The following is a 19,295-nucleotide window of genomic DNA, read 5'->3' as shown; positions in this document are numbered from 1 at the left end:
ATGCGCAAAATTGCTGTACCATTCGCAACCACCCTGCTCCTATCGGTTTGCATCGCGGCACCCGCAGAAGCCAATCCAGGCGGTGGAAATCACTACGGATGGTGCAATGGAGTTGGCAACAAACACCATTCCACTGGCTGTGGCGGATTACCAACTATCCCGCCACAGACAGTGAATCCGGTTGTGACAGTGAACTCGGTTAATGAGAATCGCCCACAGTATCCGATACCGCCGCAGCCACCCGCACAGCAGGTGCCGCCTGATCCGGTGATCGCTGTACCGCAGCCGGTGCTCCCACCTCAGCAAGTACCACAACCGATGGTCGTCCCGCCGCAGCCACCCGCACAGCAGGTGCCGCCTGATCCGGTGATCGCTGTGCCGCAGCCGGTGCTCCCACCGCAGCAAGTACCACAACCGATGGTCGTCCCGCCGCAGCCACCCGCACAGCAGGTGCCGCCTGATCCGGTGATCGCTGTACCGCAGCCGGTGCTCCCACCGCAGCAAGTACCACAACCGATGGTCGTCCCGCCGCAGCCACCCGCACAGCAGGTGCCGCCTGATCCGGTGATCGCTGTGCCGCAGCCGGTGCTCCCACCGCAGCAAGTACCACAACCGATGGTCGTCCCGCCGCAGCCACCCGCACAGCAGGTGCCGCCTGATCCGGTGATCGCTGTACCGCAGCCGGTGCTCCCACCTCAGCAAGTACCACAACCGATGGTCGTCCCGCCGCAGCCACCCGCACAGCAGGTGCCGCCTGATCCGGTGATCGCTGTACCGCAGCCGGTGCTCCCACCGCAGCAAGTACCACAACCAACAATAGGTACGGCGCAGGTTCCCTTGACTAGTCACTTGACGGTGCCAACCGGTCATCAAACTCAAAGTTTCCAGCCAATAACTTTAGTCGTACCAAAGCCAGGCCGCCAGCAGGTCGGTCAACTTCATGGAATCACGCAGAACGAAGGCCATGCCCCTACGCACAACGTGTGCTTGGTCAGTGGCATGGGGCGAAGAAAGTTGCGTGAATCAAACGAGGAAATCGGACAATTCAGCGGTTTCCATCTGACCGATGCCATCGTCCGAGACCTGCCGTTTGATCGACACCCATACGCTGGTTGCTTCATTTCGGTCGAACGTCGGTGGTATGATCAGCGTTTGCCTGAGTGAGAGAAAAGATCCGACGAATTTCGGGATGGCGGCGGTTTTGGAGTCGGATGAACCGGCCGAATGAAAGTAGTGAAGTCTGTTAGAGTCGGCTCGCCAGATTGCCACCCAAGTTCAGATACTAAGCCGCCATCCGACTAAGCGAATTAAGGTGCTCCAGCGTCGGCTCGTAGAGCATTTCGTCAAAGGCGATCCCCGCCTTGCCGTCTTCGATCCAGACCAGTTTCGCCGGTGCCCAACTGAGGCTGGGAAGTTTGACCGAAAGCAATTCACCTTCACGGATCGACCAGGAACGTGCATCAACCATACAGCCCCCCAGACTGATATCCAGCACCGGCAGCTTCAGCTTGCGCCCATTGTGATAGCGCACTTCCGCATCATATGCGGCGGTGTAGCGATTATTCTGCCTGCGCTCCATGTCTGATCCCGCTCTCTGGTTTCTTGCTTGCTTTGGAGTAACGCAGCAGGCTTGCGAAACCGCCTATAATCATAGCGGATATTTGGTGAAGCAGGATGGTTAAGATGGCGTTGCTGCGGCCCTCGGGTTAGCTGGAATGGGCCGCTCGTTGGAGCCGAGCCCGCGCCTCGGCCTCGCCAATCAGTGGTAAAAGTTCGCCCATGTCAGGGCCGTGGTTCATGCCGGTCAGCGCTTGGCGCAGCGGCAAGAACAGCGCCTTTCCCTTGCGGCCGGTGGCATCCTTCAATGTATCGGTCAGGGAATGCCAGGGATCATCCGACCAGGTAAGTATTTCGGCAGCCTGAGTCAGATAGGCGCGATCTTCCGCTTCAAATTCAATCCTGTCGATTGGCCCTGTGACAAGCCGCCACCAGTCGGCAACTTCGTCAATGGTGGCCACGTTGGGTTGGACTGCGTGCCATCCTGCTTCATCCATGCCGATGGGCAAGCGACCTTTGGCCACCTCGAAAGGCATCGCATGGACAATCGCTGTGTTGATCCGCTCCAGCTCTGCATCGTCAAACTTCGCGGGTGCGCGTCCGAACGTGCTTAGATCGAACGTATCGAGCAAGGTGTTGCGATCCGTGATCGGCTCAACCGGCAACGATGTACCGAGCCGAGCCAACATGGCGACGAGCGCGTCCGGCTCTATGCCTTTTTCGCGGAATGCATCGCAACCGAGTGAGCCTAACCGCTTCGACAATTTACCTTCCTTACCCACCAGCAGCGCCTCATGTGCAAATGCAGGCGGTTCCGCGCCCATCGCGGTGAACATCTGGATCTGTACTGCGGTGTTCGAAACGTGGTCTTCGCCGCGCAGCACTTGCGTGATACGCATATCGATATCGTCGACTGTGCTGGGCAGCATATAGAGCCAGCTGCCGTCAGCACGCCGGATCACAGGATCAGACAGCAGCTTCGGATCAAAATTGGATGGGCCGCGCACGCCGTCCTCCCATGCGATCGCTTCGTCATGGTCGAGCTTGAAGCGCCAGTGCGGGGCAATCCCTTCGGCCTCCTTGGCCGCGCGTTCAGCTTCGCTCAGCTTCAGGGCGCCGCGGTCATAGATGGGCGGCAAGCCGCGCCCGAGTTGCACTTTGCGTTTCAGCTCCAGTTCCTGCGCGGTTTCATAGGCAGGATAGACACGACCAGCTTCTTTCAACTTCTCGAACGCAGCTTCATACCGGTCGAGCCTGGCAGACTGACGCTCTTCGCCATCAGGCTCGATCCCTAGCCAGGCCAAGTCTTTGCGGATCGCCTCGACATATTCTTCCTTGCTACGTTCAGCATCGGTGTCGTCGATACGTAGCAGGAAACGCCCGCCCTCCTTTTTCGCGAGCATCCAGTTGTGCAGCGCGGTGCGGATATTGCCGACATGCAAGCGGCCTGTGGGCGAAGGTGCGAAACGGGTTGTTGTCATGCGCGCCCCTATAGGGGGCAAGCCTGCAACTGAGAAGTGATTCCAAAAAAGTCTATGCGAATTCCGCTGCAACCAGTTCGTTTGCGGCTGTCCAGATGTCAATTTGGGCCTCATGCGGAAGCAAGCCGACCAGTTGACGGTCAAAGTTCGCCCGTTCACGATTGGCGACCGCCTGCAATGCACGCGCGATCGTCAATTCGTCATGGCTGACAAGCTGGCAACAGCATCGGCGCACCTGAACAGGGTCTGGCCAGGCATACGCGAGAGCCTCGACCAGTTGGAGCGATTTCGCTGCAACCACCAAGCTGCCCAGCCGCGAAGCAAGCTCTGCGAACGGATCCTTGCCTGCCTTGCGATACACAGCGATTAGACGGAGACTGAAAATCAGGCGCTGCGCAAGGGGCGAAAGCTCGCTGATTTTGGTTGGCTTCTGCAGCTGTGTGACCCAATCCGCTGCCTCATCGGTTTGCTTTGACTGACTGCCCTTCATCGCTCTCCATCCTCAATGTGATGGTGACTCCACTATCCTAATTGCAAATAGTTCGCAATATCATTTAATCAGGGCAGGCACAGATAACCCCGCCGGACGTTCTATCCGGCGGGGCTTCTGTCCGTTGAAACGGTGCTGAGGTCAGCCGTTATTATTCGGCAGCGTCCCCGCCACCCATCGCGGCCTTCATCGCATCTTCTGATGGGATCGCGTCAGCTGCCGGTTCAGGTTCGGAAGCATTGGCAGCGGCAAGCGCTTCCTGCTGCTTCTTCCACTGGGCACGCAACGCTGCGTCGCGGGCAGATGCAGTGACACGCATGCGGTTCATACCAGCGCCTGTACCAGCTGGGATCAGACGGCCCACAATCACGTTCTCTTTGAGGCCGATCAGCGTGTCCTTCTTGCCCTCAACCGACGCCTGCGTCAGCACGCGTGTAGTTTCCTGGAACGATGCAGCAGAGATGAAGCTGCGTGTTTGCAGCGACGCCTTGGTGATGCCGAGCAGGATAGGGTTGCCTTGCGCAGGCTTCTTACCCTTGCCCAGCTTGGCGTTCACTTCATTCATCTCTTCAAGGTCAACCTGCTCACCCGGCAGCAGCGTTGTATCGCCACCGTCGGTGATCTCGACCTTCTGCAGCATCTGTCGAACAATCACTTCGATGTGCTTGTCGTTGATCTTAACGCCCTGCAGTCGGTAAACCTCCTGGATTTCGTTAACGAGGTACTCAGCGAGTGCCTCGACACCAAGAACTTCCAGAATGTCATGCGGGTTTGGCGAGCCGGAGATTAGCGTGTCACCCTTCTTCACGAAGTCGCCTTCCTGAACGTCGATGACCTTGGTCTTCGGGATCAGATATTCGACGCGATCTCCCTCCTCGGGAACAATCGCGATCTTGCGCTTCGCTTTATATTCGCGGACGAATTCGATCTTGCCCGATATCTTGGCGATGACTGAGACGTCCTTCGGCATGCGTGCCTCAAACAGTTCGGCCACCCGCGGCAGACCGCCCGTGATGTCACGGGTCTTCGCTGCTTCGCGCGAAGCACGGGCGAGAATGTCACCCGCCTGAACTTCCTGACCATCGGTGACAGAGAGCGTGGTACCCGGAGCCAGCATGTAACGCTGTGCCTCGGTTTCCTCGCCCTTTTTGCCCGAAGATTCTTCGCCCATCAGCGTCAGACGCGGACGCAGGTCTTCCTTCTTCTTGCGGCCGGTCGCCCGGTTCTCGGTCACCACACGCTGTGCAATGCCTGTCGCATCGTCAGTGCGCTCTTCCAAGGTCGTGCCTTCGACGAGGTCCTGATACTTCACGACGCCCGACTGTTCGGTGATGATTGGCAGCGTAAATGGATCCCATTCCGCCAGACGATCGCCTTCCTTCACCTTCGCTCCATCCTTGTGCATCAGCACGGTACCGTAAGGCACCTTGTGGATTTCACGCTCACGGCCTTCCTTGTCGATCACGGCAATCTCGCCATTGCGAGCAAGCGAGAGGATACGGCCCTTCTTGTCAGTGATCGTAGGCATGTCGCGATATTCGACCTTACCGTCAGAGATCGCTTCAAGGTGCGAGGTTTCATTGAGCTGTGCCGCGCCACCGATGTGGAAGGTACGCATGGTCAGCTGCGTGCCCGGCTCACCGATCGACTGCGCAGCGATAACGCCGACAGCTTCGCCGATGTTCACAGGCGTACCGCGAGCCAGATCGCGTCCGTAGCATGTGCCGCAAACGCCCTGCGCCGCTTCACAGACCAATGGCGAACGAATCTTGGCGGACTGAACTTCAGCTTCCTCAATCAGTTTCACCATCGGCTCATCGATCAGCGTGCCGGCCGGAACGATAACTTCGTCGGTCGATGCGTTGATGATGTCCTCTGCGGTCGTTCGACCCAGAATACGTTCGCCTAGCGATGCGATAACCGAACCGCCCTGAACGATGGCGCGCATTTCCAACGCGTTCTCGGTCTTACAGTCTTCCTCAACGATCACGCAGTCTTGCGACACGTCAACCAGACGGCGGGTCAGATAGCCCGAGTTCGCTGTCTTGAGCGCGGTATCAGCCAGACCCTTACGTGCGCCGTGGGTTGAGTTGAAGTATTCAAGAACGGTCAGACCTTCCTTGAAGTTCGAGATGATCGGGGTCTCGATGATCTCACCCGACGGCTTGGCCATGAGGCCGCGCATACCCGCCAGCTGCTTCATCTGTGCCGGCGAACCACGCGCACCAGAGTGGCTCATCATGTAGATGGAGTTGATCTGCGCTTCCTTACCATCGTCACCGATCGGCTGCGCCTTAATCTTTTCCATCATGGCATCGGCTACCTGGTCACCACAGCGGCTCCAGGCATCGATCACCTTGTTGTACTTTTCCTGCTGCGTGATCAGGCCGTCCTGATACTGCTGCTCATAGTCAGCAACCAGCGCCTTGGTCTGATCAACCAAGCCATCCTTCTCAGCCGGGATGATCATGTCATCCTTGCCGAAAGAAATGCCGGCCTTGAATGCGTGACGGAAGCCCAGCACCATGATCGCGTCAGCGAACAGCACAGTGTCTTTCTGACCCGTGTGACGGTACACTTCGTCGATCACGTCACCGATGTCCTTCTTTGTCAGAAGGCGGTTGATGATGTCGTATGGCACCTTGTGGTTCTTGGGCAAGCATTCGCCGATCAGCATACGGCCAGGGGTCGTGACAAAGCGCTTCATCACGATGTTGCCGTCTTCATCAGCCTGCGGAACGCGAGCGATAATCTTGCTGTGTAGCGTAACCGACTTGGTTTCGAGCGCCTGGTGCACCTCTGCCATATCGGCAAAGCGCGGCAATTTCTCAATCTTGGTGCCGTCTTTTTCTTCAATGAACTCTGGCGTCTTTTCCTGACGTTCCATTGAAAGGTAGTAGAGGCCCAAGACCATATCCTGTGACGGAACGATGATCGGCTTGCCGTTCGCGGGCGAGAGGATGTTATTGGTCGACATCATCAGCACGCGGGCTTCCAACTGCGCTTCCAGGCTCAGCGGCACGTGGACAGCCATCTGGTCACCGTCAAAGTCGGCATTGAACGCCGCGCATACGAGCGGATGCAACTGGATAGCTTTACCTTCGATCAGCACAGGTTCGAATGCCTGAATACCCAGACGGTGAAGCGTCGGCGCACGGTTCAGCAGAACCGGGTGCTCTCGGATCACTTCGTCAAGAATGTCCCAGACTTCCTTGCGCTCTTTCTCGACCCACTTCTTCGCCTGCTTCAAGGTCATCGAAAGACCCTTCGCGTCGAGACGAGCGTAGATGAACGGCTTGAACAGCTCGAGCGCCATCTTCTTTGGCAGGCCGCACTGGTGCAGCTTAAGCTCAGGGCCGGTCACGATGACTGAACGACCTGAGTAGTCGACGCGCTTACCAAGCAGGTTCTGGCGGAAACGGCCCTGCTTGCCCTTGAGCATGTCAGAGAGCGACTTCAGCGGGCGCTTGTTCGCACCAGTGATGACGCGGCCACGGCGGCCATTGTCAAACAAGGCATCGACCGATTCCTGCAACATTCGCTTTTCGTTGCGGACGATGATGTCCGGCGCGCGCAGTTCGATCAGGCGCTTCAAACGGTTGTTACGGTTGATGACGCGGCGATAAAGATCGTTGAGATCGGATGTCGCGAAACGGCCACCATCCAGCGGCACCAGCGGGCGTAGTTCAGGCGGAATGACCGGGATAACTTCCAGGATCATCCATTCGGGGCGGTTGCCCGATTCAATAAAGCTCTCGACAACCTTCAGGCGCTTGATGATCTTCTTCGGCTTCAGAGCTGACTTGGTGGTCGCAAGCTCCTCCAACAGATCTTCACGCTCTTGCTCAAGGTCCAGATCCATCAGCATGGCCTTGACCGCTTCAGCACCGATACCGGCGCTGAATGCGTCTTCGCCATACTCGTCCTGCGCTTCTAGAAGTTCGTCTTCGGTCAGCAGCTGGAATTTCTCAAGTGGAGTCAGGCCCGGCTCGATCACAACATAGTGCTCGAAGTAGAGTACGCGCTCCAGCTGCTTCAGCTGCATATCCAGCAGCAGGCCGATGCGCGAAGGCAGCGACTTCAGGAACCAGATGTGCGCCACCGGGGCTGCCAGTTCGATGTGACCCATGCGCTCACGGCGCACCTTGGTCACAGTTACTTCGACGCCGCACTTCTCGCAAACGACGCCTTTGTACTTCATGCGCTTGTACTTGCCGCAAAGGCACTCATAGTCCTTTACCGGGCCAAAGATACGCGCACAGAACAGGCCATCGCGTTCAGGCTTGAACGTGCGGTAGTTGATCGTTTCCGGCTTTTTGATCTCGCCGAAGGACCACGAACGGATACGCTCTGGTGAAGCGATGCCGATCTGGATCTGGTCGAATGTTTCCGGCTTTGCGAGCTGGTTGGTGAATTTGGTCAGTTCGTTCATTTTTCACATTCCCTTACGGGTGAATTCTTTGGGGCGGATGATGGAGGGGCGAATTTCGCCCACTCCCTTATTCCGCCGCCTCCGGCCATTCGTCCTCGTCTTCATCTCCATCGCTCAGCGACTTGAGTTCGACATTGAGGCCAAGGCTGCGCATTTCCTTCACGAGCACGTTGAAGCTCTCCGGAATGCCAGCTTCGAAGGTGTCGTCACCCTTGACGATCGCTTCGTAAACCTTGGTACGGCCGATTACATCGTCCGACTTGACGGTGAGCATTTCCTGCAAGGTATAGGCAGCGCCATATGCCTGCAGTGCCCAGACCTCCATCTCGCCGAAACGCTGTCCGCCGAACTGCGCCTTACCGCCCAGCGGTTGCTGAGTGACGAGCGAGTACGGACCGATCGATCGAGCGTGGATCTTGTCATCGACCAGGTGGTGCAGCTTGAGCATGTAGATGATGCCCACTGTCACGCGGCGGTCGAATGCGTCACCGGTGCGGCCATCATAAAGGACCGACTGACCCGAACTGTGAATACCGGCTTTCTCAAGCTCAGTCGTAACATCGCCTTCGCGGGCACCATCGAACACCGGTGTACCCATCGGGACACCTGCTGTCAGATTACCAGCAAGCTCGACGATTTCCTCAGTGCTGCGCGCTTCGATCTCATCGTGGTACTGTTCGCCATAAACCGCTTTCAAGCGATCGATGACCGCCTGCGGAGGCTTGGCCTTCTTGTAGTCTTCGGCTGCATTCGGATTGTCAGCTTTCCACTGCTCCAAATCAGCTGCGATCTGGTGACCCAGTCCGCGCGCAGCAAAACCAAGGTGCGTTTCGAAGATCTGCCCGACGTTCATACGCGAAGGCACACCCAACGGGTTCAAAACGATATCGACCGGCGTACCATCTTCAAGGAACGGCATGTCTTCGACCGGCAGGATGCGCGAAATCACACCCTTGTTGCCGTGACGACCGGCCATCTTGTCACCCGGTTGAAGCTTCCGCTTCACCGCGACAAAAACCTTGACCATCTTCAGAACGCCAGGTGCGAGTTCATCACCCCGCTCCAGCTTCTCCTTGCGGTCTTCGAACTTGTCGTCGATACCCTTCACGGCTTCGTCATACTGGCTCTTGACCGCTTCGATCTGTGCCTGACGCTTGTCATCGGCGACCGCGAACTTGAACCATTCGTGGCGCTCGACACCTTCCAGCAGATCTTCAGTGATCTTCTCACCTTTCTTCACGCCCTTCGGCGCTGCAGAAGCCGTTTGACCAACCAGCATATCCTTGAGGCGGTTATAGGTCGCCCGATTGAGAATCGCGCGTTCGTCCTGGCTGTCCTTACGCAAGCGCTCGATCTCTTCGTGCTGGATCGCACGTGTACGGTCATCGATTTCGATACCGTGGCGGTTGAACACACGCACTTCAACAACGGTCCCGGCAACGCCCGGCGGCAGACGCAGCGAGGTGTCACGAACGTCGGACGCCTTCTCACCAAAGATAGCGCGCAGAAGTTTTTCTTCCGGCGTCATCGGGCTTTCGCCCTTCGGTGTGATCTTGCCCACCAGAATATCGCCTGGATGCACTTCGGCTCCGATATATACGATGCCTGCTTCATCAAGGTTGCGAAGAGCTTCTTCACCGACATTGGGAATGTCGCGCGTGATGTCTTCCGGCCCCAACTTCGTATCACGCGCCATCACTTCGAATTCATCGATATGGATCGAGGTGAATACGTCATCCTTCACGATGCGTTCGCTGATAAGGATAGAGTCTTCGTAGTTGTAGCCATTCCAAGGCATGAAGGCGACGAGGCTGTTCTTGCCTAGCGCCAGCTCGCCCAGATCGGTTGACGGACCGTCAGCGATGATATCGCCTTCTTCGATCACGTCGCCTACTTTCACCAGCGGGCGCTGGTTGATGCAGGTGTTCTGGTTGGAACGCTGGAACTTTTGAAGGGTGTAAATGTCCACACCCGATTGGCCCGGCTCGACATCGCCAATAGCACGGATCACGATGCGGGTCGCGTCGACCTGGTCGACAATACCACCGCGGCTGGCAGTGATTGCAGCGCCCGAATCGCGCGCTACAGTCTCTTCCATACCCGTGCCGACCCAAGGCGCTTCTGCCTTGACCAACGGCACGGCCTGACGCTGCATGTTTGAACCCATGAGTGCGCGGTTCGCGTCATCGTTTTCCAGGAAAGGAATGAGTGAAGCTGCGACCGAAACAAGCTGCTTGGGCGAAACGTCCATCAGCGTGATCTGCTCGCGCGGCGCCATGAAATAGTCGCCGTTCTGGCGCGCAGAAACGAACTCTTCAACAAAGCTACCGTCCTTGTTTAGCTCTGCCGATGCCTGCGCAACGGTGTGCTTCTGCTCTTCCATTGCGGAGAGATAGATCACATCACCGGTGACCTTGTTGTCTTTTACCTGGCGGTACGGCGTTTCGATGAAGCCATACTTGTTCACCCGGCTGAACGACGCCAGCGAGTTGATCAGACCGATGTTCGGGCCTTCCGGCGTTTCAATCGGACAAATACGGCCATAGTGGGTCGGGTGTACGTCGCGGACTTCAAAGCCTGCACGCTCGCGGGTAAGGCCACCCGGGCCAAGCGCAGATACGCGACGCTTGTGAGTGACTTCCGACAGCGGGTTGGTCTGGTCCATGAACTGCGATAGCTGCGAAGAGCCGAAGAATTCGCGTACAGCAGCGACGGCCGGCTTGGCATTGATGAGATCGTTAGGCATGACAGTCGATACGTCGACGCTGCTCATGCGCTCCTTGACCGCACGCTCCATCCGGAGCAGGCCAACGCGGTACTGGTTTTCAAGAAGCTCCCCGACCGAGCGGACACGGCGGTTGCCAAGGTTGTCGATATCATCGACTTCGCCCTTGCCATCCTTTAGACCGACCAATTCCTTGACCACGGCAAGAATGTCTTCCTTGCGCAGCGTCGTGACGGTGTCTTCAGCGTCAAGGTCCAGACGCATGTTGAGCTTTACGCGGCCAACCGCTGAAAGGTCGTAGCGCTCACCGTCGAAGAACAGGCCTTCGAAAAGCGCTTCTGCGGTTTCGAGTGTCGGCGGTTCACCCGGACGCATAACCTTGTAGATTGCTTCCAGACCCTCTTCGCGGTTCTCGGCCTTGTCAACCTTCAGAGTGTTGCGGATCCAAGGACCGGTGTTGATCTCGTCGATATCGAGTAGCTCGATCTGGTCGATACCGGCGGCATCGAGCGCTTCGAGATTGTCTGCGTCAACTTCGTCACCCGCTTCGATGTAGATGCGGCCGGTCTTCTCGTCGATCAGATCGTTCGCAGCATAGCGGCTAAAGATTTCTTCGGTCGGAAGCAGCAGCTCCTTCAGGCCATCTTTCTCTGCCTTATTGGCTGCGCGCGGACTGATCTTCTGGCCGGCCGGGAAGATTTCTTCACCAGTCTTGGCGTCGACCAGCGCGAACGCAGGCTTCTGTCCACGCCACTGCTCGGCACTGAAGGGGATAGTCCAACCTTCACCCTTTTTGCCCGATGCACGCTTCCAAGTGACAGTCTTATAGAAGTGATGCAGGATCTCTTCACTATCGAGGCCCAGCGCATATAGAAGTGCTGTGACCGGCAGCTTGCGCTTGCGGTCGATACGGACGTTCACGATATCCTTGGCGTCAAATTCGAAGTCCAGCCACGAACCGCGGTACGGGATTACGCGTGCCGCAAACAGCAGCTTGCCAGAGCTGTGGGTCTTGCCGCGGTCATGGTCAAACAGAACACCCGGCGAACGGTGCATCTGCGACACGATAACGCGCTCTGTGCCGTTGATGATGAAAGTACCGTTCTCTGTCATGAGCGGCATGTCGCCCATGTAGACGTCCTGCTCCTTGATATCGAGCACCGAACGGGTTTCTGTCTCCTGGTCGACTTCAAACACGATCAGCCGCAGCGTCACCTTCATCGGGGCGGCATAAGTAATGCCGCGCTGCTTGCACTCGGTTGTGTCGTGCTTGGGCTCTTCCAATTCGTAATGAACAAAATCGAGTTCCGCCGTACCGGCAAAATCACGGATCGGAAACACACTGCGCAGAGTCTTTTCCAGACCCGATACGTAGTCAATTTCCTTGTTCGAACGCAGGAACTGCTCGTAGCTTTCGCGCTGAACCTCGATCAGGTTCGGCATGTCGACTACTTCGTGGATGTCGCCGAAAATCTTGCGAATACGCTTCTTAGCCGTACCCGATGCCTTGGGGGCCTTCGCCTTGGTCGCCATGGAGAGGTGTGCCTCTTTAATTGTAGGCCGGAGGCAAATGCCGCCGGCGTTCGTGAACTCAAACGATCACGCGAGAAACTTGGCTCCAAACTATATAACGCGAAAAGGCCGCAGCGAATGGCGCACCTTCCCCGGTGCGCTGCTGCAGCACAATCAAGCGTCGCGAATATGGAGCCCGACGCTTCCATTCTTAAGACCAATTCCCGCGCATGAATCGGACTTGCTCGAAGCTATCGGTTGACAGCCATTTAGGAACAGGCGCGCGCCTTGTCAAATGGGGTTCGGAGAGGGATCGGCCGAACACTGCCGGGAGGGGGTAACACCGATAATCCAAACCCGCCCTCCAACCTTTCAAACGGCAGTTTGGGTGGACCGTAAAACTCAGGTTCCGGGCCGCTTCAGCTTCGGGCGCTCATTTCTTCGCTTTGCTTATTGCGCGGACGACAACCGGTGGCAGAATATCTTTTGCCAGTTCGCGGAGTTTCACGCTCCAGTCTGTGGTATCTGAACTACCAGGCCTCGCACGGAACTGGGTAGTGTGGGCCCTCTTTGTGCTATCCCATGTTGCTGTATAGTAATAAAGTGCAATCGATTTTCGAGAGGCGTTAGCCGGATGAGTAACCGGTTTGGGATTGCCGTGATTGCTCGTGCTGTTGGTGTTGAACATGACCGCACGATTGAATATCGGTAAGAGCGAATGCTCGCAGCGTAACATATCGTCAGACCAGAGCTCCAGATGACCGCCGTATTCGTCGCGCCAATCGTCATTGAGATAGATCAACAGATTGATCCTTCGCTCTAGGTTGAGCTCCTTGTGATGATTGAAGTCGGCGTGCACCGACAAGTGCCCGCCATTGAAGATCTCATGCAGACCGCCTCCGCGAAAATGCGGATCTGGGATTAGCCCGTTGATACCGCAAAATGCTTTCCAGAACGCGGATAAATGGACGCGAGTTGAACGCATAGAACAGGCTGCGTACCGGTGGGTTGAGTACCTCCGGCGAATATTGTCGTTTGGCGCGTTCTTGCTCGCGATCGAAGGACACGCTGGCAATGTCAGCATGACCCGCCAACTGATCAAACTCCGACAGGCAACGCCGCGCGACCGGTTCAGGCAGAAAGTCATCGATCACAATATGAGGGAATGGCTTGCCCGACTGATATTGCTCACACAAAGCACTGCCTGACGTGAGATCGGTTTCCTTATCCATCAGCCCTGTATACGGGTCCATTTGGGCCAGAAATGTCATGTGACGCGTGTTCCCCGAACAGAGATACGATCCTGCTATCGCAGGACTCGGCAAATGTGAACTGCAGACATTCTTCAGTGAGCTGAGCACTGCGGGAAATTTTCTGCATTTCAATAAGACACTTATTGTTTTTCAATATTATTGATTGACAATAAATCGAATCGCGCCTAGATGAGAATTATCGATTAGCAATACGAACCATAAAGGATAACGATAAATGATCCGCTTCCAGACACATTTCGCTTCGGCTTTTGCTGCTGTCCTGATCGTGACAGCGTCATTCGCCGCAATGTTCAACGCGCCGCCGGTTCAGGCACAGCATATTGCTGCTGTCGAGCTTGCCTAGGACGAGGCCACAAAGGAGACCCACCATGGCAATCAAACCAAGAGATCCACTGCTAGCCGCCGGAAAAGTCATGACCGTTCTACTCACGGCGTTGACAAGTTTGGTCAGCGCCCTGCTGCTTGCTCTAATCCCGGTCATCTTGTTCAATCAGGAAGATTTCGCTGCCAGTATCGAACTGGCGAATGGGGCTAATGTTTCGACGGCACTCGCCGCGACCATTGCGCTATTGCTGATCGCTGCTGCCATCACGGCGATGGCCGCTTACTTCTTCCAGTTGTTGCGTCGCATCATCGATACGGTTGGCAATCACGATCCGTTTACAACTGAGAATGCAGGACGACTTTCCCGCATGGGTTGGATTGCGCTGATATTCCAGATTGCGACAATCCCGGTTGGAGGACTGGTCCTCTTCCTCGCACACAACGTTCCAGCCGAGAATCTCAAGATAGACTATGACTTCTCTCTAACTGGCTTGTTGCTCGCGGTCGTCCTGTTCATACTCGCCCGTGTGTTCCGCCATGGCGCAGAAATGCGCGAAGATCTGGAAGGAACAGTGTGATGCCAGCTGACAAAGAAGGAGCAACCATCATGGTCAGGCTTGATGATCTACTGCACGACAAGCGCATGACGCTGACAGAACTGGCAGAACGCGTTGGGCTTACCCTCGCCAATCTGTCAATCCTGAAGACCGGAAAGGCCAAAGCGATCAGGTTTTCAACCTTGGCAGCCATTTGTCGCGAGCTGGAATGCCAGCCGGGTGATTTGTTGAGTTATCAAGCGGACTGACCCCCATAAGATCCGCGACAAGGAAGGGGCCGTCTCTCACCAGGCGGCCCCTTCTCGCATCAGGGCTCGATTATCAGCCCTTCGCGATCCGCAATCGCTCCGGCGAACGCCCATCCGCCAAAAGTTTCTGAAACAGCGGCAGTGAGAGTGTTCTGACCTTCTCGCAAATTCAGCACGACGGCATCTTCAAAGCCAACCGATCCCAGAAAGAAGAAGTCGCGGGCGCGGAAGCCAGCAGACCCATCAAAAATCAACTCGCCATTCAGGAACAATCGCACGCGGTCCGAATAGCCAAACTGCAGGCGTACTCGCTTAGCGTTTTCTGCGGTGATCTTGCTCGAAACCAGCACAGTGTCTGCGCCATCATCAGGCCCGGCTAGTCGCGATATATCGGCGATACCAAATGGCTCAATTTCAATCGTGCCGAGTTGCTGCAACGATCCGAGCTCATCCGGCAATTCGAGTTGACCGGCCACATCCGCTTCCGCAAATCGCTCTGATACTAACCAGCGCGCAATGGTGCCTTCAGGCGCCGCACGATCTTCAGCCGGGGCGCCAACAATTTGCTCGCCTTTAGCAAGCGGCCGGACATTGAGGTTCGCAATCCGAATTTCACCATTGGGACCAGCAGCACGAAAGCCGAGGCCCCCTGAACCCTGATCTGCTGCAAGGTCAGGAATTTGCAGTACCGGCCGCTGACTGCCGTTCAGATAGATGTCCGCCGTGTCGCCTTTGACGACCATCTTGAAGCGGTTCCAGCCTTCATGGGTGAATGTGAACGGAGCAATTCCATTGCGGTCCGAATAGATTTGCCAGGATGTCAGGCCGTGGCGAATTGGCGTGTATTGGCCAGCATCGGGCAAACCCGACTTGTGTTGACGCAGGTAGAAGTACTCCGCATCAAGCCCGTTCGCATGCCAGAGCAGCCCGGCGAACCCCCGTTTGTCATCCAGCGCCAAATCAAACTCGATCACGCCTTCGGAAAAATCGACCCCTTCCAGCATGGCTGTTGTGCGGGTGACTGTCAGCACTTCAGCTCCATTGAGTGTGCGGACCGAAACCCCGCCCGGCCGGCCGCTGGCGAGACGCGCAGGATTATCCTCGAAAATGACGCTGTACCCTCCCCACTGCACCGATTGTTCTGTCGACTGAGCGTCTTGTGCTGTGACGGAAGCCGTGAATAACGCAGAAGCCGCGAAAGCTGCGGCAAGGCTGGCGGTTCGAAACATGTATTCCTCCAGATGACTAATCTGAAGGCAGCGCAAACATGTTGTGTCGCTTAAGTATTGAACGAAACGGCCAAGGGGCGTCTTAATCGAAACAGCTCCCGCGGGCTTTCGCCCATGATTGTTCGGCACTCGCGGATCATATGGGCCTGGTCACTAAATCCGTGCCCAACAGCAACTCTGGCCCATTCAGGCCGGTCCTGTTGCTCGGCCTCGAGCATGGCCGATGCCAGCCGCAAACGGCGTGTCATGGCACGCGGAGAATGGCCAAATCGTGCAGCAAATTCGCGTCGCAAATGGCGCGAGCTAACACCTGAAGCTTCAGCCAAATTTCGAACAGGAATGCGACCCGATGACTGGCGCATCATACGCGTGGCATGCGTGACCCGGTCAGCATCCGGCGATGCCGCAGCGCTTTCGACGCCGCGAAGCAGCGCGCGCATGGCGTTGCAGGCTTCGCCCTTGGCTGCTTCCGAGACAGCGCTGTTGAAGGCGAGCTGTAGGCGGCACGGCAAATCGCGATCTGTCTCTGAGTATTCTGCTGCGCGCAGACCCAACGTCGCTTCCATCAATTCAGGTGCCAGCCGCACCGCAATCTGTTCCTCGCCCGGTTCCGGGGCATATTCTCCGCCGTCCGGCATTGCCGGGCTGATCAGCAAGCGGCAATCCTGTGTCCGTCCTTTGCGATCAAACCGGCGGCGAATAACCAAAGAGGGCTCGCAAAACGGCAGCAGGCGGTGAGCCTCCGGTCGGCCATGTTCAACCCGGCAATACCAGGCAAGGTCAGCGATCCTATCCGGTCCAGCAATGTCCCAGGCTCGGTAAGACCCGGTTTGGTGCACAGGTGCGATTTCATTCTGCGGCATAGTTGGCAGTTAAACGACTAATGGCACCTTTGGGAAACTGTCTTTCGTTGACCCGCCGAATTGACCCGACAGAAGGCATTTCGCTTGACTCTGTGCGCGATGCCGCTAATTGCGCGCACCGACCTCTTCGCGAGGTCATCCGTCCGAGACAGTTGGTGACCGGAATTTGTCGGTCTTAATTTCCAGCCTAGACGGGGAAACGAGAATTCCTGCGATACCTCTGCGTGTCGCCATTGCCTGCTAGGCAGGTACTCCTTCCCCATCAACGGACTCGCTTCGGAGCATGAGCTTCGGGGCTATTTGAGCCGGTCGTCTGCGCCCGCAAGGCACAGATGATCATAGTGAAGGAGCATAGCATGGATCGTTCGCAAAAAACCGAAGCGGTCGCACAGCTTAACTCGGTCTTCAACGAGGTTGGCGTGGTGGTTGTCACCCGCAATCTCGGCCTGACAGTGGATCAGTCCACTGAACTGCGCGGGAAGATGCGTGAAGCAGGTGCGTCTTACAAGGTTGCGAAGAACCGTCTCGCAAAGCTCGCCCTGAAAGACACCGATTACGTCGGCCTGGAAGAGTTTCTCTCTGGCCCGACCGCGCTGGCATGGTCTGAAGACCCTGTCGCAGCTGCAAAGGCTGCTGTCGATTTCGCCAAGTCGAACGACAAGCTGGAAATCGTTGGTGGCTCGATGGGTACGCAAGTGCTCGACGAAGCTGGGATCAAGGCACTTGCCTCGATGCCGAGCCTCGACGAGCTGCGCGGCAAGATTGTTGGCCTCGTCAACGCACCGGCAACCAAGGTTGCTCAGGTCGTTAACGCGCCGGCTGCCAAGCTCGCCCGCGTATTTGGTGCCTATGGCGCCAGCGAAGCTGCTTAAGAGACGTCAATTCGCAAACGCGATTTAGAACCACGTTTTCGGGTGTGACCTAGATAGGCCGCCCAAATGTATTGGAGTGAACATCATGGCTGATATTGCCAAGCTTGTTGAAGAACTTTCGAAGCTGACTGTCCTTGAGGCAGCAGAACTCGCAACTGCACTGGAAGAAGCATGGGGCGTTAGCGCCGCGGCTGCTGTTGCTGTTGCTGCACCTGCTGGCGGCGGCGATGCCGGCGCAGCTGCTGAAGAGAAGGACGAATTCGACGTCATCCTCACCGGCGACGGTGGCAAGAAGATCCAGGTCATCAAAGAAGTCCGCGCCATCACTGGCCTGGGCCTCACCGAAGCCAAGGGTCTCGTTGAAGGTGCGCCTAAGCCTCTCAAAGAAGGCGTCAACAAGGCTGAAGCAGAAGAAATCAAAGGCAAGATCGAAGCAGCCGGCGGTACCGTCGAGCTCAAGTAAGTCTAAAGCTTACGCTTCGATCTCCCTGCGAGATCAAACAAGGGGCGGTGCCAGCAATGGCGCCGCCCTTTTTTCGTCGCGTGTCCGCTAACGGGCAAATTTCAGACTGGCGGGTTTCTGTTCAAGCCGCGCTTCAGGAATAAGTTCACGCATCCGCTTGCAAAAATGCTTGAGGCACACTTCTTTGACGGACAAGGGGCCGACTGAGAAGCTGCGGCTTTCCATTCCTTCCTGCACACGAGCGATGAGCGCGGTATCCTCTGCATTGACTTGCCGGTTTATGCGCCAATTGAGATAGCGCGAGGCATGCATTTCACGCCGCTCGTCGTCAAGCGCATAGCTGATCTCGCGAATCAGGCACTCAGTCGGGCTGACTGGCAACCACTGCATAAAGTCCACTTGATCCGGATAGATATCGAAGGCCACGTTGGGCCATAGCTTGAAATAGAGCCAGTGGCGCTGCCGCTCCTCTGGCAAATGCGGCACCGGTGGCAACAATCGTTGATACAACCGCTCGGACCAGTTGTCAGACGGTTGATCAACTATTGCGCCCCACATGCGGTCAACATGATCTGCGGCCTCTACACCATACCCTTTACCGAACAGTCGTGTCAGGCCCGGGTGCGCGACGGGAATATGCAAGCCATCAGAATAATTGTCGCCAACGTTCTTCCAGTTCACGTCACGCGGACGCAGCGTTACCCGGCCAAGCGCTTTGAGTTCTTCAAGGCGATAGGGCACAACCATGTCTTCATATGGAGCCATCATCTCGGCGACCGATGGGCCCTCATCCACAAGACGCACGAACACAAAGCCGCGCCAAACCTCCATCGCCACCGGCGCCAGACCCAGTGCGGTTTTGTCGAGTGCCGGATAGCTCGCAGCGTCGGGTACGCCGATCAGCCGTCCGTCAAGCTCGTAAGTCCAGGCGTGATAGGGGCACACGAGTTTCTTCGCGCAGCCTCTCGCGCCATCAAGGATACGTGAACCACGGTGGCGGCAGACATTAGTGAAGGCGCGCAATTCTCCATCGCGCCCTCGCATTACGATGACGCTCTCACCCAGATAATCCAGCGTGTGCCAGTCGCCAGTTCCCGGAATATCGCTAGCGTGACAAACGATCTGCCAACTGGGTGCGAAGACGCGTTCTTTCTCAAGCGCAAAGAATTCAGGATCGCTGTAGGTCCATGCGGGCAAGCTCCACCCATCAAGCGGATCAATGTCATTCACCGGATTTATGTGCGTCGCCATTGCCTCGGTCTTAGCAG

The 19,295-nt window shown here is 56.7% G+C and carries 16 protein-coding genes; 6 read left to right on the top strand and 10 right to left on the bottom strand.

Annotated elements, in window-relative coordinates; genetic code table 11:
* Complete coding sequence (locus tag A6F69_RS03670) at positions 1 to 1,164, top strand: hypothetical protein (protein ID WP_067597499.1); 1,164 nt, start codon at positions 1 to 3, stop codon at positions 1,162 to 1,164.
* A gap of 118 nt (positions 1,165 to 1,282) precedes the next feature.
* Here A6F69_RS03670 and A6F69_RS03665 read toward each other — a convergent pair whose 3' ends face one another.
* The 7 genes from A6F69_RS03665 to A6F69_RS13165 form a co-directional block, all read right to left on the bottom strand.
* Entirely contained in the window at positions 1,283 to 1,579 is a 297-nt protein-coding gene (locus A6F69_RS03665; RefSeq protein WP_067597496.1) for a PilZ domain-containing protein, read from the bottom strand.
* A 127-nt stretch (positions 1,580 to 1,706) separates the two neighbouring features.
* A complete protein-coding gene (gene gltX / locus A6F69_RS03660; RefSeq protein ID WP_067597493.1) occupies positions 1,707 to 3,038 on the bottom strand; it encodes a glutamate--tRNA ligase in 1,332 nt (443 codons plus the stop codon).
* A gap of 52 nt (positions 3,039 to 3,090) precedes the next feature.
* Entirely contained in the window at positions 3,091 to 3,528 is a 438-nt protein-coding gene (locus A6F69_RS03655) for a hypothetical protein (protein ID WP_083984666.1), read from the bottom strand.
* 151 nt (positions 3,529 to 3,679) lie between these two features.
* On the bottom strand, positions 3,680 to 7,960 hold the full coding sequence (rpoC, locus tag A6F69_RS03650) for a DNA-directed RNA polymerase subunit beta' (RefSeq protein WP_067597490.1): 4,281 nt from the start codon (positions 7,958 to 7,960) through the stop codon (positions 3,680 to 3,682).
* A gap of 67 nt (positions 7,961 to 8,027) precedes the next feature.
* Entirely contained in the window at positions 8,028 to 12,218 is a 4,191-nt protein-coding gene (gene rpoB, locus A6F69_RS03645; protein WP_067597487.1) for a DNA-directed RNA polymerase subunit beta, read from the bottom strand.
* 412 nt (positions 12,219 to 12,630) lie between these two features.
* Entirely contained in the window at positions 12,631 to 13,182 is a 552-nt protein-coding gene (locus tag A6F69_RS13170; protein WP_245638275.1) for a 2OG-Fe(II) oxygenase, read from the bottom strand.
* On the bottom strand, positions 13,082 to 13,468 hold the full coding sequence (locus A6F69_RS13165) for a 2OG-Fe(II) oxygenase (protein WP_211352803.1): 387 nt from the start codon (positions 13,466 to 13,468) through the stop codon (positions 13,082 to 13,084). Before A6F69_RS13165 ends, A6F69_RS13170 begins: the two co-directional genes overlap by 101 nt.
* Before the next feature lie 217 nt (positions 13,469 to 13,685).
* On the opposite strand from A6F69_RS13165, the gene A6F69_RS13245 reads away from it, so the two are divergent.
* Genes A6F69_RS13245 through A6F69_RS03630 form a run of 3 tightly spaced genes read left to right on the top strand, consistent with a single transcriptional unit; the run spans position 13,686 to position 14,600 of the window.
* Positions 13,686 to 13,814 (top strand): hypothetical protein, encoded by a 129-nt coding sequence (locus A6F69_RS13245; RefSeq protein ID WP_281179653.1) that lies wholly within the window; start codon positions 13,686 to 13,688, stop codon positions 13,812 to 13,814.
* 25 nt (positions 13,815 to 13,839) lie between these two features.
* Positions 13,840 to 14,373 (top strand): DUF2975 domain-containing protein, encoded by a 534-nt coding sequence (locus A6F69_RS03635; protein ID WP_067597484.1) that lies wholly within the window; start codon positions 13,840 to 13,842, stop codon positions 14,371 to 14,373.
* Positions 14,373 to 14,600, top strand: a complete 228-nt coding sequence (locus A6F69_RS03630; RefSeq protein ID WP_067597482.1) for a helix-turn-helix domain-containing protein — start codon at positions 14,373 to 14,375, stop codon at positions 14,598 to 14,600. Before A6F69_RS03635 ends, A6F69_RS03630 begins: the two co-directional genes overlap by 1 nt.
* 59 nt (positions 14,601 to 14,659) lie before the next feature.
* On the opposite strand, the gene A6F69_RS03625 is transcribed toward A6F69_RS03630, so the two are convergent.
* Together A6F69_RS03625 and A6F69_RS03620 are read right to left on the bottom strand one after the other, a co-directional pair.
* Positions 14,660 to 15,829: a hypothetical protein gene (locus A6F69_RS03625; RefSeq protein ID WP_067597479.1), complete on the bottom strand. Its 1,170-nt coding sequence runs from the start codon at positions 15,827 to 15,829 to the stop codon at positions 14,660 to 14,662.
* A gap of 50 nt (positions 15,830 to 15,879) precedes the next feature.
* Positions 15,880 to 16,692 (bottom strand): helix-turn-helix transcriptional regulator, encoded by an 813-nt coding sequence (locus A6F69_RS03620; RefSeq protein ID WP_067597476.1) that lies wholly within the window; start codon positions 16,690 to 16,692, stop codon positions 15,880 to 15,882.
* A 356-nt stretch (positions 16,693 to 17,048) separates the two neighbouring features.
* Between A6F69_RS03620 and rplJ the strand changes: the two genes are divergently transcribed.
* Positions 17,049 to 17,564, top strand: a complete 516-nt coding sequence (gene rplJ / locus A6F69_RS03615) for a 50S ribosomal protein L10 (protein WP_067602385.1) — start codon at positions 17,049 to 17,051, stop codon at positions 17,562 to 17,564.
* Positions 17,565 to 17,649: 85 nt separating this feature from the next.
* Entirely contained in the window at positions 17,650 to 18,027 is a 378-nt protein-coding gene (rplL, locus tag A6F69_RS03610) for a 50S ribosomal protein L7/L12 (RefSeq protein ID WP_067597473.1), read from the top strand.
* 87 nt (positions 18,028 to 18,114) lie between these two features.
* On the opposite strand, the gene A6F69_RS03605 is transcribed toward rplL, so the two are convergent.
* Positions 18,115 to 19,278 carry an aromatic ring-hydroxylating oxygenase subunit alpha gene (locus tag A6F69_RS03605; RefSeq protein WP_067597470.1) on the bottom strand — a complete coding sequence of 388 codons (1,164 nt, stop codon included), beginning with the start codon at positions 19,276 to 19,278 and terminating at the stop codon, positions 18,115 to 18,117.
* Positions 19,279 to 19,295 lie beyond the last annotated feature (17 nt).

Source organism: Altererythrobacter ishigakiensis, from assembly GCF_001663155.1.
Lineage (GTDB): Bacteria > Pseudomonadota > Alphaproteobacteria > Sphingomonadales > Sphingomonadaceae > Erythrobacter > Erythrobacter ishigakiensis.
The sequence above is the reverse complement of the archived record's forward strand: the minus strand, read 5'-3'. Positions and strand labels throughout refer to the sequence as shown.